Below are 14412 nucleotides of genomic sequence, written 5' to 3'. Positions count from 1 at the left end.
TTGTGTTAACAGCCTTACATGGCAGCCATCGAGGCTGCCTCATCAACATCCACAGCAACGAGTCGTGATACACCCGGTTCACTCATCGTTACACCCATCAATTGACCCGCCAGCTCCATTGTGACCTTATTATGGGTAATAAAGATAAACTGGATACGGTCTGACATGGCCTTGACCAGTTCACAGAAGCGACTGACGTTGGCGTCATCGAGTGGCGCATCAACCTCATCGAGCATACAGAATGGTGCCGGATTCAGTTCAAAGATGGCGAACACCAATGCCACTGCAGTCAGGGCCTTCTCACCACCGGAGAGCAGGTGAATCGTCCCATTGCGCTTGCCCGGCGGACGCGCCATCACGGTAATGCCGGTACTCAGCAGGTCATCACCGGTCAGCTCCATATAGGCGTGACCACCGCCAAACAGCCTCGGGAACATCGCCTTGAAGCCGTTATTGACGATATCAAAAGTTTCCTTGAAGCGGGTGCGGGTCTCGCGGTCGATCTTGCCGATCGCACTTTCCAGTGTATTCAGTGCATCTTCAAGGTCCGTCATCTGCTTGTCGAGGTATTCCTTGCGCTCGGAGCGTTCCTTGAACTCATCAATCGCGGCAAGGTTGATGGCGCCAAGACGCTGAATACGACTTTCCAGCTTGGTAACATCTTCCTGCCATTGCTGCTCGGTCGCATCTTCAGGCAGGGCGGCATATAAGGCATCCAGTCCAAAGCCGGTTTCATCGATCTGCTCCTGCAGGGTTTGCAGACGAACACTAATACCCTGAAAATCCATACGCAGCTGTTCCAACTGGCCACGTACTTCCTGAACAAGCTGATCGGCCTTACCGTTATCATCGCCGGCCTCGCGCATGGCATGTTCAATATCCTGAACCTGCTTGCGTGCGTTGTTGAGCTTTTCTTCCACTTCCTGACGACCGCGTAATGCCAGACCCAGCTCCTCTTCCATACTTCTCAGCGGTGCCTCACTATCGGTAATCAACTGCTGCAGTTCTGCCTGGCGTTGTTCCAATGTGTTGATCTGGCTTTCGATGCGCTGCATGGCCTGTCGGGTGGAACTCAACTCGGTGCGAATAGATTCCGCACGCAAGGCATGCTGATGCGCAGCATCGTGATCGGCGCGTGCCTGCTCGCGGACCTGGTCAAGTGTTTCGCGTAAATTGTCACGGCGTTGCTGTAACTGGGCACGCTCGGCATCAAGCTTGGCAGCAGCGGCCTCGGCCTCTTGCAAACGTGCCCGGGCCTCTTCTACTGCACTACTATCCTGTTCGATCTGACCACGTAGTTCACTGAGCTGGGTTTCGATCTGCCGGCTGCGTGAACGCATCTGTTCCAGCGCCGTTTCACGGCTACCCAGCGTCGACTTGTATTCAGCATGTAGGCGATTGGCGGCATCCAGTGATTGCTGGGTTTCATCGCGTGCTCTTTCATGTGCATGCAGGGCATCACGACCTGTATCAAGCTGCTGTTGCAGGTCGTCAACGCCTGCCGTCAGTTCACCAATACGCCTTTCGGTGTCACGGATCTCGGCCTCACGTTGCAGCACACCGGCCTGTTCATCGGTGTTGCGCGTCATGCGCATCCAGTTGGGTCCTAGCCAGACCCCTTCCGCGGTAACGATGGATTCATGTGCCTGTAACTGGCCGCGCAGTGACAGCGCCTGTTCTATCGAGTCGGCGGTATAGATACCGGCTAGCAACGCATCCAGTGACCATTCGGAACGTACGTATTGTGACAAAGGTGTCGCAAAATCACGCACCGTGGCGTTATTCACCGCACCGCGTTCAATTATGCCGATCGCACCCTTATCCAGGCCGGCCAGGGCCTGACCGAGGTTACCGGCCTCATTCACGCTGACGGCCTGCAGGTGGAAGCCGAGCACGGTTTCCACTGCTGTCTGCCAGCGCCTTTCAACTTCGAGTGTTTCAGCAAGACGCTGTGCGTCTTTCAAGCCATTCCTGTCCAGCCAGTCGGAAACCACACTCTCGCCCTTACCGAGTGCGTCTTCCTGTAAGGCCTCGAGTGATGACAGCCTACCCTGCTGGCTCTGCAGATCACTACGTGAAGCGTTCAGTGTCTTAACAAGGCTTTCATTATGCTCACGACTCTGACTGATCTGTTGCTGTGTACTTTGCAACTGCTGACCCAGGCCGTTGACCTCAGCATCCACATCACGCAACTGGCTGCGAATAGCATCGATTTCTTCTTCCAGTCCCTGCGTGCCCATGCCCTGCAGTTCCTGCTGGTAACGGCTAACGCGGTCGTTGAGTTGTTGCTGTTGCGCCTCAAGGTGATGGATACGGGTCTGCTCCACGCGCACGGTCTTACCCGGCTCGGCGGCATTGTTATTAAATTCTTCCCAGTCCAGTTGCCAGTCATGCATGGCCTCTTCGGCACGAGACAGGGCCTCACGGGACGTCTGTTCGGCCTCTTGGGCTGCCTGCATCGCCGGTTCAATCTCCGCATAGGCAGTATCGAGCTCACTGATCTTGCGATTATCGGTTTCCAGCGTAGTGCGCGCCTGGTTCAGCGCATTCTCCACTTCGCTACTGTCTTGCTGCAACTGTTGACGTTTTTCCTTGGTGTGCTGAATGGCCTGCTCGATACGTGCGACATCGGCACCGAGTTTGTAGTAATGGCCCTGCACATGGTTGAAGTTGTCATGTGCCTCGGTATGTTGTTCGCGCAGGTGCTCAAGCTTGCTTTCCACACCACGCAGTTCGGCCACCGCCGCTTCGTAAGCGGTTTCCTTTTCGGCGATGGCACGCTTTTGCTTCTCGGCCTGGTCGTCAATGCCGCGACGACGTAACGCCAGCAACTGTGCCCGGGTAACTCGTTCTTCCTCTTTCAGCAGCTTGTACTTCTCGGCGGTATTCGCCTGGCGCTGTAAGTGGCTTAACTGTTTATCGAGTTCTTCGCGCAGGTCGTTAATGCGCTCGAGGTTCTCGCGGGTGTGCTTGATACGGTTCTCGGTCTCGCGACGGCGCTCTTTGTACTTGGAGATCCCCGCAGCCTCTTCGATGAAAACGCGCATGTCATCCGGCTTGGCCTCGATGAAACGCGAGATCATACCCTGCTCGATGATCGAGTAGCTGCGTGGCCCCATGCCGGTACCGAGGAACAGGTCCATAATGTCGCGGCGACGGCAACGTGTACCGTTAAGGAAATAACTCGAGGTGCCATCACGGCTCACCGAGCGCTTCACAGATATCTCGTTGTAATTGGCGTACTGACCGGGGCAGCTACCATCGCTGTTATCAAAAATCAGCTCGATATTGGCCTGGCCAATCGGTTTGCGGGTCGAGGAGCCGTTGAAAATCACGTCGGCCATGGACTCGCCACGCAGGTGTTTGGCGGAGGACTCACCCATCACCCAGCGCACGGCGTCGATGACATTCGACTTACCGCAGCCGTTCGGGCCCACAATACCGGTCAAATTACTGGAAAAAGAGACGGTGGTCGGGTCCACGAAGGACTTGAAACCGGCCAGTTTAATCTTGTCGAGGCGCATGCAATCGTATTCTTATATCTTGAGGTTAGAACTACAAAATTGACCGCATCATAACACATCACTTGTCAGCCGCATCCTGCTTCCGGTATCTTTCGCACCATGAACACACAACCTACTAAAGAACTTGAAACTTTCGATAATCCGCAGGTCGGCCGGGACTACACCATCCGCATCGATGTGCCCGAATTCACTTGCCTGTGTCCGAAGACCGGGCAGCCGGATTTTGCCACCCTGACTATCGAGTACATCCCACAAGATCACTGTATCGAATTGAAATCATTGAAACTCTACACCTGGAGCTTTCGTGAAGAAGGCGCCTTTCACGAGGCCGTGACCAATCGCATCCTCGATGACCTGGTCAGGGCCTGTGCACCGCGCTTCATGCGCCTGACGGCGGAATTCAATGTCCGCGGCGGGATCTACACCACGGTCGTTGCCGAACACCGGGCCGATAACTGGCAGGCACCGGAGCTGGTACAGCTCCCCTAATACCTGTCTTCTTAATAATCAATTGCTTGAGGAGTTTTATTAATGGAATTAATTAACTTCTCAGGCAAAATCAGCCCTTTTCGTTTTGTCCCTCACGCTCGGCATTGATCTCGGCACCACGGCCTGTCGGGCCGCCGTGCTCGACGAACAAGGCCAATGCCAGGCCATGGCGTGCGCCGCCCTGCCTGCGCCCCTGAGCACTGCCCTCGGCTTCGAACAGAACCCACAGCTATGGTGGCAGGCCTGTGAAAAAGCCTTGCGAGAACTCTTTACACAGGCCCCAGCCGGCGAGGTCGCCGCCCTGGCCATTGATGGCACGTCCTCGACCCTGTTACTCAGCAGCCCCCAGGGCCAACCCCTTTGCCCGGCGCTCATGTATCACGACAGCCGGGCCCGCGAAGAGGCGGCTTATCTCGCCACTATCGCCCCACAAGGGGCCGCCGTGCACAGCCCCTCCAGCAGCCTTGCCAAGCTGCTCTGGTTACTGGCCAATGAACCCCCCGAGGACCCGTTTATCGCCCTGCACCAGGCCGACTGGCTGCTGGGTCACTTCTGTGGCCGTTATGGCTTCAGTGATGAAAACAATGCCCTCAAACTCGGCTATGACCCGATAAACCGTCAGTGGCCCGACTGGCTGATGGCCCTGGAGCTGCCTCAACTCGACTCCCTTGGGGACTGCCTCCCCGAGGTGATGCCCGTCGGCAGCCCGGTTGCTACCGTCAGTCCGCCGATCGCCGCGGCATTCGGCCTGCCAGCCGACTGCCAGGTCATCGCCGGTACCACAGACAGTACCGCCTCCTTCCTGGCCTCTGGGGCGCACGAGGTCGGCGAGGCGGTCACCACGCTGGGCTCGACCCTGGTCCTGAAGGTACTCAGCGACCGGCCCGTGTTTGCCCCGCAATATGGGATTTACAGCCATCGTATCGGCGAGCAGTGGCTGGTCGGCGGGGCCTCGAACAGCGGCGGCAGCGTGCTACGGCAATTTTTCAGTGACGCGGAGCTGGTCGAACTCAGCCGGGACATCGACCCACAGGCGGACTGCCCGCTCGACTACTATCCGCTACCCGCGAGGGGCGAACGCTTTCCCATCAACGACCCGGACATGCAGGGCTGTCTCGAGCCCCGTCCTGATGATGATGTCGCATTCCTGCACGGTCTGTTAGACGGCATAGCGGCGATCGAGGCGCGTGGCTATCACCGCCTGCATGAACTGGGGGCACCCTGGCCAGTCTCTCTGCGCAGTGTTGGTGGCGGCGCAAAAAATTCGGTCTGGCAGGCCATCCGCGCACGCCACCTGACCGTACCCATGCTCGATGCCGACTTTGAAGAGGCGGCCTGTGGTGCGGCGCGACTGGCGCGGGCAGGACTCGATAAAATTCGATAGACTATTGAAATAACTATTCCAGATAATCGTTTTACGATAAAGACAGACAAGGTATCAACATGATCACAAATGCAGCACAGGGCATCGGTTATTTTATTCGCGGCCTCGGTCTGATCGGCAAACCCGGCATCCGCCTGTATGTTCTCATTCCCTTAACAATTAATATTCTCTTGTTTGCCAGCCTGATCTTATTTGGTTATGGCGAGTTCATGGACCTCGTCAACTACCTCGCACCGGCAGAAAACGGCTGGCTCAGTTGGTTGCGCTGGATATTGATCCCAATATTTTTTATCACCAGCCTGATCATCGTCTTCTTTACCTTTACTCTGGTCGCCAACCTGATAGGCGCGCCGTTTAATAGTCTACTGGCCGCGGCGGTAGAAAAACATCTGACGGGTGAACTGCCCGAGAGCAATAGTAACTGGAAGGCCGTCTTAAAAAATGTTATCCCCATCCTGCTCGCCGAATTAAAAAAGATGGCCTACTATATTCTCATCACGATCCCGTTTTTGATCCTGTTTATTATCCCGGTGGTGAATTTCATCGCGCCGTTTTTATGGATGCTCATGATCGCCTGGGTGATGGCAGTGGAATATACCGATTATCCGATGAGCAACCGCAACATCTCTTTTGCCGAATTACGCCGCCGCCTCCGGCAACGACGATTTATGAGTTTTGGTTTTGGCGGCAGTGTCATGTTGGCCATGTCGATACCGGTATTGAATTTCTTTGTCATGCCGACGGCCGTCGCCGGCGCGACGGCCATGGCGGTTGAGAAACTTAAGGTTGAATGATTTTTGAGAAGTTGTTATTCAGTTAATTTAACGCAAAGGTCGCAGAGACGCAGAGGTCGCAAAGTAAAAACTTGCAAAATATAACTTTCGACAATTCTAGCTTGGTGTAAAACGAGATAAAATAACACACGGATAAGTTAAATTACCCCCTTTGTTATTATTAGCCTGATCTGCACAATTTATATTTCGTTTTTGAATTTCTCCGCGTACTCTGCGTCTCTGCGACCTTTGCGTTAAATACTCGATCCCACTACTTGCACATTCATTCGCCCAAAAATCTCTTAATCCGCTCGACGCCCTTTTGCAGATATTCCAGCGAGGTCGTGTAGGCAAAGCGCACATGCTGTTCGGGCCGGTGTGAACCGAAATCGATCCCCGGTGTGATGGCGACGCCGGCCTCTTCCAGCAACCGACCGGCAAACCTGTAACTGTCATCCGTGAAGCGGCTGCAATTGGCATACAGGTAAAAGGCCCCCTGCGGGGTCACCGGAATATCAAAACCCAGTTCGCGCAAAGCAGGCAGGAGATAATCTCGCCGTTCGGCAAAGGCTGCCCGACGTTGCTCAAGTATCTCCATGGTTTCCGGCTGAAAGGCCGCCAGTGCCGCATATTGTGCCGGGGTCGAGGCCGCCAGGAAGACGTTCTGTGCCAGGCGATCGATGGCATCGATATAACCCTCCGGCGCGACCAGCCAGCCGACACGCCAGCCGGTCATGCCAAAATATTTAGAAAAGCTGTTAATCACGAAGACATCATCGGCGGAAATCTTTAGTGCCGTACTTATGTCCTGGTCGTAGACGAGGCCGTGATAGATCTCATCAACAATCAAATTTCCACCACGCGCCTGGCTAACTGCATGCATGGCCTGCAAGGAGGCTTCATTAACAATCGTACCGGTCGGGTTTGAGGGCGAGGCCAGCATCGCGGCGACGGTATTTGTCGCCCAGTATTGTTTCAGTAAGTCAGCCGTGAGCTGATAGTCACTATCGGCATTGACCGGCACACCAATCGTCTCACCTTCATTCAAACGTACGAAATGACGATTACAGGGATAACCCGGGTCGGCCATGACAACACTGTCACCCGGATTAATCAGGGCACTGAAGATCAATTGCAGGGCACCCGAGGCACCGGGGGTAATGACAATTCGACGTGCCGGCACATCCTGGTTATAACGCTGTTTGTAAAATGCGCTGATCGCCTCACGCAAGGCGGGCAAACCCAGCGATGGTGTGTAATGTGTCTGCCCGGCCTGCAAGGCCTTGACCCCGGCATCGATGATCGGTTGTGCGGTGATAAAGTCCGGCTCGCCGATCTCCATGTGCACGATATCGCGACCCTGCGCCTCCAGTTCACGTGCCCGCCCCAGCAGGGCCATGACGTGAAACGGCTGGATGTCATGCATGCGTGCCGCGATGTGTAATTTTTTACTCATGCCGATGACTTTAGTCCTGCATCAGTTTACGTATCAGTGCCACATCGACGTACTTTGCCCCATAGGCATCACCGGCGAGCACCTGAAATGGCTGTTCCGGTTCACCGAGCTGGTCGAGTACCAGTAGCGCGCCGTTGAAGTCATGATCGCGGGTATAGTCATTGATCGCAACAATCGTGCGCAGCTTTGCCCCCATTGAGGATTTAATGCCGTTTTCTGAGTCCTCGAAGGCCATGCAGACATTCGCATCCAGGCCCATCTTCTGCAGTGCATAATCATAGATATCCGGGGCCGGCTTTTTCGCCGGCACGATATCACCGGCGGCGATCACCTCGAACCAGTCCAGTGACTCCTTGCCGAGTGTGTGTTCAAGCAGGGCCTGGACGTTGATCGGCGTGGTCGTGGTCGCAATCGCCAGGCGCAGGCCGGTCGCACGCGCCTCGTCTAATAAGCGCTTCACACCTGAACGCAGCGGAATGGCCCCCGCCTCCAGCATTGCCGTGTAGTGTGCGGTCTTGGACTGGTGCAGGCCGGCAATGAACTCGACATCATTTTCCGGCAGCGTGAAATCGGTATTGAAATTCTCCAGGTAGTAGCGGATACGCTCCTTACCACCGGTGACGCTCAATAACTTTTCATACAGCTCGACCGACCAGTGCCAGTCGAGGCCGGCCTCGGCGAAGGCCAGGTTAAAGGCCACGCGGTGGCCGTCTCGTTCAGTGTCGGCGAGGGTGCCGTCCACATCGAAAATCAGGGCTTCCAGTTTTGCCACAATTTATCCTCACTTCTCAGGCGAAAAAACGGCGCCTATCATACCATCCTACCCGGGAATTTCAGGCCCTACAGGGGCCTGGCGGCGTCCCGCCCGGACCGGGTCAATAATGCTGAATCCCGACAAGGCGAAGATAGTTTGCCCCAAGCGCCGGATTTTGGTATATATTCCGGCTTGATTTTTCAAACCCAAGCAGCACCACAGGATGTAAGTACATGCCCACAAAGAAGAAAACGGCAAAGAAGGCAGCCAGCAAGAAGGCTGTCACCAAGAAAACACCTGCAAAAAAGGCCGTCGCGAAGAAAACTGCGACGAAAAAGGCCGCTAGCAAGAAAGCGGTCGTGAAAAAGGCCCCGGCCAAAAAGGCCCAGGCTTCCGGCGGTGTACAGCCGCTCTATGGCGATGCCTACAAGCTGAAAAAGGGTGAAGAGTACATGAACCCGAATCAGGTTGCGCACTTCCGCAATATCCTCAATATGTGGAAGGATGACCTGATGCAGGAAGTCGATCGTACCGTCCACCATATGCAGGATGAGGCCGCCAACTTCCCCGACCCGAACGACCGCGCCTCGCAGGAAACTGAATTCGCCCTTGAGCTGCGTGCCCGTGACCGTGAACGCAAGCTGATCAAAAAGATCGATGAGTCGATCGACATGCTCAGCAATGATGAATACGGTTACTGCGAGATTTGCGGTGTCGAAATAGGGGTACGTCGCCTCGAGGCCCGTCCGACGGCCAACCTTTGCATCGACTGTAAGACCCTGGATGAAATTCGCGAAAAGCAAATGGGTTAGTTCCGACGGCAGCCGTAACATAAAAAATGGCGAGAGGATTTCTCGCCATTTTTGTTTATGTGGGACACCTGTATGAGCCAATATCCTAGAGACTACCGTGGCCGCTTCGCCCCCTCGCCCACCGGCCCCCTGCACTTCGGTTCACTGGTCGCCGCCGTCGGCAGTTACCTGCAGGCCCGTCATCAACAAGGTCAATGGCTGGTACGCATGGAAGACCTGGATCGGCCACGCTGTGTTAAAGGTGCCGATAGCCAGATACTCAAAACACTTGAGCGTTATGGCATGGTTTGGGATGGCGAGGTCATGTACCAGAGCCAACGTGACACGGCATACAACATAGCCCTCGAACAGCTTGAGGCCATGAACGCCTGTTATCCCTGCGCCTGTAGCCGTAGCGAGATCGCCGCCATAGCAAGGCCGGGCAGTGAAGGACCAATTTATCCCGGGACCTGCCGCAAGGGTCTCGCTGAAGGCAAAAAAGTAAACGCCATCCGCACCCGCCTCGATGATGCCGTTATCAGCTTTCATGATCTGTTGCAGGGTGAGATCACACAATACCTGTTCCGTGACCTGGGTGACTTTGTCATCAGGCGTGCCGATAGCCTGTTTGCCTACCAACTTGCCGTGGTTGTCGATGATGCCGAACAAGGCATTACCGAGGTCGTGCGTGGCAGCGATCTGCTCGAGTCGACGCCGCGCCAAATCTGGCTGCAACAAAAACTCGGCTATCACACCCCAACGTACCTGCACCTACCCATTGCCGTTAATGCCGCGGGGGAAAAGCTCAGTAAACAAACCTTTGCCACGGCCATTGATGACCAGGAGCCACGCCCGCAACTCATCAAGGCACTGAACTTTCTTGGTCAACAGGTCCCCGGGGACGCCGCTGACAGCACGCTGGATGACCTCTGGCAATGGGCCATCCAGCACTGGTCACTGGCCAAGCTGCCGGCGACACGACAAATACCTGCGGCAGATGAGCAGGACTCCTCTATACTACCCCCCATTAATAACTAGGCAGGCACGCTTATGAGTGACTCACCCGACTACATGCAGTCCTTCAGGGGCTACTTTCGCGGCATCAAGGGCTGGGATGACCTGACACAATTCTGGGATACCCTGCGCCGACACAACCAGGGCCAGTGGTATGTCTACACGACCGATGAACACCCACCGGCAAGCCCCCTGCCCGCCATTGAACTTGAACAATTTATGCAACACGCCGACAAGCAACTGCGCGATAACCACGAGGAAGACTATTGCGGCATTGTCTATGTTGATAACCCGGATGCGCCTGCGTTCGTCAAGATCTACGACCCCAACAACCTCGGCGGCGTCTGTGGTTTCAGCGACAACCCGCCGTTACCCAAATGGGTGCTCTCGCAGCTAAAACCTATCGACCTCGAGGCGGCAACCACGCCACCGAGTCGCTGGAAGAAACTCCTGCACCGTTTTTGCTAGTATTGCCGAAGTCTCATAGATTAAGAATATTCCCAGCAATTCTGAATTATTTATCGGAGAGGATGTCTGTATGCAGCCTCCCCCTATGCTTTTCTCGTAGTTTCCGCAACGCGGAAAACCATCATAACTATAGCGATTTATCCACTTTAACCAAATGGTTGAATTCGCGTGATCATTGATCTGCGCTATACTACGCGAAATAACGTCGCCGTTTGCAGATACCAACTAGCATAACAATGAAAAAATACTCGACGTTCGTCCTGATAGTATTAACACTGGCTGGCCTGGTCATTGTGTGGCTAGGTTATACGCGTCATCAGGACTTTGTGCACTACCATCAGACGATAGCTGATGATGCCGTAACGGGCCTGTCTCACCAGGTGTCAAGATTCGTCAAAGAGCGTAACCGCCTGGTGAGAGTGTTTTCCGAAGACAACGCCGAAACCATCAGAAAGATCCTGCAGGCAACAACAGAGGAGAAAGACGCACTTATCGATAAACTGCAAAAAGAAATAAGTCGCTACTTCCCGCAGCACTTTGCCTTCACTGTGACCGATGAAAATGGCAGACCTGCGTTCGAAGATTTTGATGGTCTGGTTGGTGAATTGTGTGAACAGGACATACAGTATTTCTCCAGTCAACATAACTACCAACCCCGTATTCATCCTCATTCTGAGGTATATCACTTCGATGTTATGGCACATCTGAAACAAGCCATTCTATTTATCAGCTTTGATGCCAATATGCTGACCAGTATGATTGCCAACGCACAGGTTCCCGGCCACCAGTTAATGCTTGTGTACCCCGAAGGAGATAACCTTATCGAAGTCACAGCCAGTGGGCCACGGATAAACCTGGATCGCCTGGACTATCGCCTTAACGAAGATGAAAAACGACGCATCCTGTCCACGGAAGATGTGGCCGGAACCAGTTGGCAGGCAATGGATGTTTCTATCGAAAACCTGTTTATCAATAACCAGAGAAACCTCGTTAAGCAATCCTTATTGATTTACCTGATGTTTGCCATTATCTGCAGCATCATGCTGATCTATCTGCGCCGCGAGGAACGACGTCGCGCTATTGCCGAAGGCCATAAAGATGAATTTCTGTCCGTGGTCAGTCATGAATTGCGTACCCCACTGACTTCGATTCGCGGTTCACTCGGGTTAATTCTGGGCGGCGTAACCGGCGACATATCGGACAAGACGCGAGAGATAGCCGGCATCGCTATGCAGAACTGTGAGCGCCTGTCGACACTCGTTAACGATATCCTGGATTTGCAAAAAATCGAGGCCGGGAAACTACAGTATCAAATGATAAATACTGAACTGGATGCTCTGGTGGAACGCGCCGTTGCATGTAACCGTGATTATGGAAACCAGCTGGGCACGGTATTCGAGATCCACAATCAGGCCCCTGGGGCCTTAATCCACGCCGATGAAAATCGCCTCATCCAGGTGCTGACAAACCTGCTATCCAACGCTGCCAAGTACGGCGCCGATGAGGATACTGTGGAAATACAGATAACTCGCCGGGCTAATCATGTTCGGGTGAGTATTACGGATCATGGTGATGGCATCCCGGGCAACCTGAAAGAACGTATCTTTGACAGTTTCACCCAGGCAGATAACAGCTCCAGTCGAAAAATAGCAGGTACCGGACTCGGCCTGAATATCGCCAAGCACATCATTGAGGAACACCACGGTACACTTGATTTCGAATCGCTAGACAATGGTACATGTTTTTATTTCGAATTAGCGGTGATTGACTAGATTGAGATGCCTGTAATCACTATCAGCTGCCAGGTCCTTTTCTGAACCCCCTAATTTGCAAGCGTGACGGACTCAACACCTGCCAGATTGATTCTGACACCGCCAATGGCTCATGATTTACCTGGCTGGCAATCACCTCCGCCGCAAGGAAGGCCGAGGTCAGGCCGCGTGCACCGTGTCCGGCATTGACATACAGACCATCAAGGTATTTAGCCGCCGGGTATTGCGCGGCCGCTTTGCCCTTGTGCAGGTCATGGTAGTGCTCGGCAAAGAAGCCTTCATCCGCCACCGGGCCGAGCAGTGGCAACCTGTCTGTCGTGGTGGCCCGCAGTGCCGCACGATGATCGGCAATAGGTATTTGTTTCGCAAACAGGCCTGGCAGGGATTGCTGTAACTGGCGGATATTTTCCTCATCTTCTTCGTGCCGGGGCGCAACACTGTCATCGCCGGCAAGAAAACTGGCACCGATAACATGCTCACCACGGGTCGCCGGCAGGATATAACCTTCATGACAGATGGCACAGCGTAATGCTTTGCTGTGCATGCTTGCCGGGATAACACTGATCTGCCCACGGGCATGCCCTATTGGCAAAAAGGCTGTCTGCGAAAATTGGCTGACGGCACTGGCATTGGCCAGGATCACCGTCTCCGCGTTTAGGATGAGGGACTGCTCGGCATCCAGCAACTGCCATGCACCGTCAACATACTGCATCGAGGTAACATCGCTATGGGTATGCAGGCGAACATTATCCCCGGCATCGCACAACAACAGCTGACAAGACTGCACCGGGTCGAGCCAGCCGGCCTGCGGAAAATACAGGGCCGGCATGGTCACCTCGACGCCGGCGATCTCGCTGGCCTGCTCAGCACTGATCGCCTGCGCCAGTTCCGGCGCACAATCCAGCCTTTCGATTTGCTGTCTGACCCGCTGTGAACTGGCTAACTGCAATACACCACCCTGTTGCCAGCGCAGTTCAGGGTATTGCTGTTTTAGCCGGTTAAGTTCACGCACGGCCTTGAAAAAGGCCGTGTCATAAAATTCACTCTCGGCACTATCACCAAGACTGATGCGCGGCATGACGATACCCTGGGGATTTCCGGAACCCCCCTGCGCCATCGCAGCCTGGCGTTCGATGATGTCCACCCGCCAGCCACGTTTGGCCAGCGACCAGGCCGTGCGGACACCGGCGATACCGGCACCAATGACCACGGCGTGTTTATTGCCTTCAGCCTTCCGGCCCAGCCGCGGCAAGGCGAACCAGGGTGCTGAATCTTTGGCTTCATGCTGTTCAGTTACTACACCACGCAGCATTTCGCGTTTCTTACCGAAGCCTTTCACCTTCTCGACCTCGAAACCGGCCGCCTGTAAACCCCGGCGTACAACACCCGCCGCCGTGAAGGTACTAAAGCTTGTGCCTGGCTTGCTGAGCCGTGCAATCTGTCTGAAGACTGCCGTCGTCCACATGTCCGGGTTCTTGTCCGGTGCAAAACCATCCAGGTACCATGCATCGACAGCGGCGTGAAGGTTGGGCAGTTGTTCCTGCGCGTCACCGAATATCAGGCTTAGCACCACTCGCTGCCCGAATAAGGGAATATGGTGAAAGCCTTTAACGGCTGGCGGGTAGTTTTCAATTAGTTGCGCCGAGACAGCGTCAAGTGCCGGCCAGCAAGCCAATGCCTGCTCAAGGTCCGGCTTGCTTAGGGGGAACTTCTCGATGGAGAGATAGTGCAGGCAGGCACCTGTGGGTGAGCTGACATCTGCCTTTGCCAACCAGTGCTGTACGGTGGTGAGGAAATTCAGGCCGGTGCCAAAACCGGTCTCGGCGATCACAAAGTCCTCAACACCCTGCCAGCGTTCAGGCAGGCCATTTTGTCGCATGAAGACATACTCTGTTTCTTCCAGCCCCCCTTCGCGCGAGAAGTAGATGTCATCAAAATCGGTACTAACGGGCTGGCCTTGCTGCCATTGGATATCGGCGTGCTTCAT

Annotated in this window: 11 protein-coding genes; 7 read left to right on the top strand and 4 right to left on the bottom strand. The window is 54.6% G+C overall.

Annotated elements, in window-relative coordinates; genetic code table 11:
• Window positions 1-14: 14 nt before the first annotated feature.
• On the bottom strand, window positions 15-3524 hold the full coding sequence (gene smc / locus EL386_RS06790; protein ID WP_126454674.1) for a chromosome segregation protein SMC: 3510 nt from the start codon (window positions 3522-3524) through the stop codon (window positions 15-17).
• A 99-nt stretch (window positions 3525-3623) separates the two neighbouring features.
• On the opposite strand from smc, the gene queF reads away from it, so the two are divergent.
• From queF to cysZ, 3 genes are all read left to right on the top strand, one after another.
• The gene (gene queF / locus EL386_RS06785) at window positions 3624-4013 is read left to right on the top strand and encodes a preQ(1) synthase (RefSeq protein ID WP_126454672.1); all 390 of its coding nucleotides are present in this window, start codon (window positions 3624-3626) and stop codon (window positions 4011-4013) included.
• Window positions 4014-4098: 85 nt separating this feature from the next.
• The gene (locus EL386_RS06780; RefSeq protein WP_232020258.1) at window positions 4099-5397 is read left to right on the top strand and encodes an FGGY-family carbohydrate kinase; all 1299 of its coding nucleotides are present in this window, start codon (window positions 4099-4101) and stop codon (window positions 5395-5397) included.
• Window positions 5398-5456: 59 nt separating this feature from the next.
• On the top strand, window positions 5457-6191 hold the full coding sequence (gene cysZ, locus EL386_RS06775; protein WP_126454670.1) for a sulfate transporter CysZ: 735 nt from the start codon (window positions 5457-5459) through the stop codon (window positions 6189-6191).
• Window positions 6192-6453: 262 nt separating this feature from the next.
• On the opposite strand, the gene EL386_RS06770 is transcribed toward cysZ, so the two are convergent.
• Both EL386_RS06770 and EL386_RS06765 read right to left on the bottom strand, forming a co-directional pair.
• Window positions 6454-7626: a pyridoxal phosphate-dependent aminotransferase gene (locus EL386_RS06770; protein WP_126454668.1), complete on the bottom strand. Its 1173-nt coding sequence runs from the start codon at window positions 7624-7626 to the stop codon at window positions 6454-6456.
• A 10-nt stretch (window positions 7627-7636) separates the two neighbouring features.
• Entirely contained in the window at window positions 7637-8398 is a 762-nt protein-coding gene (locus EL386_RS06765; RefSeq protein ID WP_126454666.1) for an HAD family hydrolase, read from the bottom strand.
• A 341-nt stretch (window positions 8399-8739) separates the two neighbouring features.
• Between EL386_RS06765 and dksA the strand changes: the two genes are divergently transcribed.
• The 4 genes from dksA to EL386_RS06745 all read left to right on the top strand — a co-directional run bounded on the left by dksA (window position 8740) and on the right by EL386_RS06745 (window position 12425).
• The gene (gene dksA, locus EL386_RS06760) at window positions 8740-9192 is read left to right on the top strand and encodes an RNA polymerase-binding protein DksA (protein ID WP_420856732.1); all 453 of its coding nucleotides are present in this window, start codon (window positions 8740-8742) and stop codon (window positions 9190-9192) included.
• 72 nt (window positions 9193-9264) lie between these two features.
• Window positions 9265-10209 (top strand): tRNA glutamyl-Q(34) synthetase GluQRS, encoded by a 945-nt coding sequence (gluQRS, locus tag EL386_RS06755; protein ID WP_126454664.1) that lies wholly within the window; start codon window positions 9265-9267, stop codon window positions 10207-10209.
• Between the two features lie 12 nt (window positions 10210-10221).
• On the top strand, window positions 10222-10653 hold the full coding sequence (locus EL386_RS06750; protein ID WP_232020257.1) for a hypothetical protein: 432 nt from the start codon (window positions 10222-10224) through the stop codon (window positions 10651-10653).
• A gap of 236 nt (window positions 10654-10889) precedes the next feature.
• A complete protein-coding gene (locus EL386_RS06745) occupies window positions 10890-12425 on the top strand; it encodes a sensor histidine kinase (protein WP_126454662.1) in 1536 nt (511 codons plus the stop codon).
• Window positions 12426-12447: 22 nt separating this feature from the next.
• Here the strand turns inward: EL386_RS06745 and mnmC are convergent, their stop codons facing one another.
• Window positions 12448-14412, bottom strand: coding sequence for a bifunctional tRNA (5-methylaminomethyl-2-thiouridine)(34)-methyltransferase MnmC2/FAD-dependent 5-carboxymethylaminomethyl-2-thiouridine(34) oxidoreductase MnmC1 (gene mnmC / locus EL386_RS06740; RefSeq protein ID WP_126454660.1), 1965 nt, complete (start codon window positions 14410-14412; stop codon window positions 12448-12450).

It is taken from the genome of Sulfuriflexus mobilis, from assembly GCF_003967195.1.
Lineage (GTDB): Bacteria > Pseudomonadota > Gammaproteobacteria > AKS1 > AKS1 > Sulfuriflexus > Sulfuriflexus mobilis.
This window is presented reverse-complemented; position numbering and strand designations above follow the sequence as displayed.

Bases quoted from the DNA above. Each gene is read 5' to 3' on its own strand.
- smc (WP_126454674.1), bottom strand. From the start codon at position 3,524: ATGCGCCTCGACAAGATTAAACTGGCCGGTTTCAAGTCCTTCGTGGAC.
- queF (WP_126454672.1), top strand. From the start codon at position 3,624: ATGAACACACAACCTACTAAAGAACTTGAAACTTTCGATAATCCGCAG.
- cysZ (WP_126454670.1), top strand. From the start codon at position 5,457: ATGATCACAAATGCAGCACAGGGCATCGGTTATTTTATTCGCGGCCTC.
- EL386_RS06770 (WP_126454668.1), bottom strand. From the start codon at position 7,626: ATGAGTAAAAAATTACACATCGCGGCACGCATGCATGACATCCAGCCG.
- gluQRS (WP_126454664.1), top strand. From the start codon at position 9,265: ATGAGCCAATATCCTAGAGACTACCGTGGCCGCTTCGCCCCCTCGCCC.
- EL386_RS06750 (WP_232020257.1), top strand. From the start codon at position 10,222: ATGAGTGACTCACCCGACTACATGCAGTCCTTCAGGGGCTACTTTCGC.
- EL386_RS06745 (WP_126454662.1), top strand. From the start codon at position 10,890: ATGAAAAAATACTCGACGTTCGTCCTGATAGTATTAACACTGGCTGGC.
- mnmC (WP_126454660.1), bottom strand. From the start codon at position 14,412: ATGAAGCACGCCGATATCCAATGGCAGCAAGGCCAGCCCGTTAGTACC.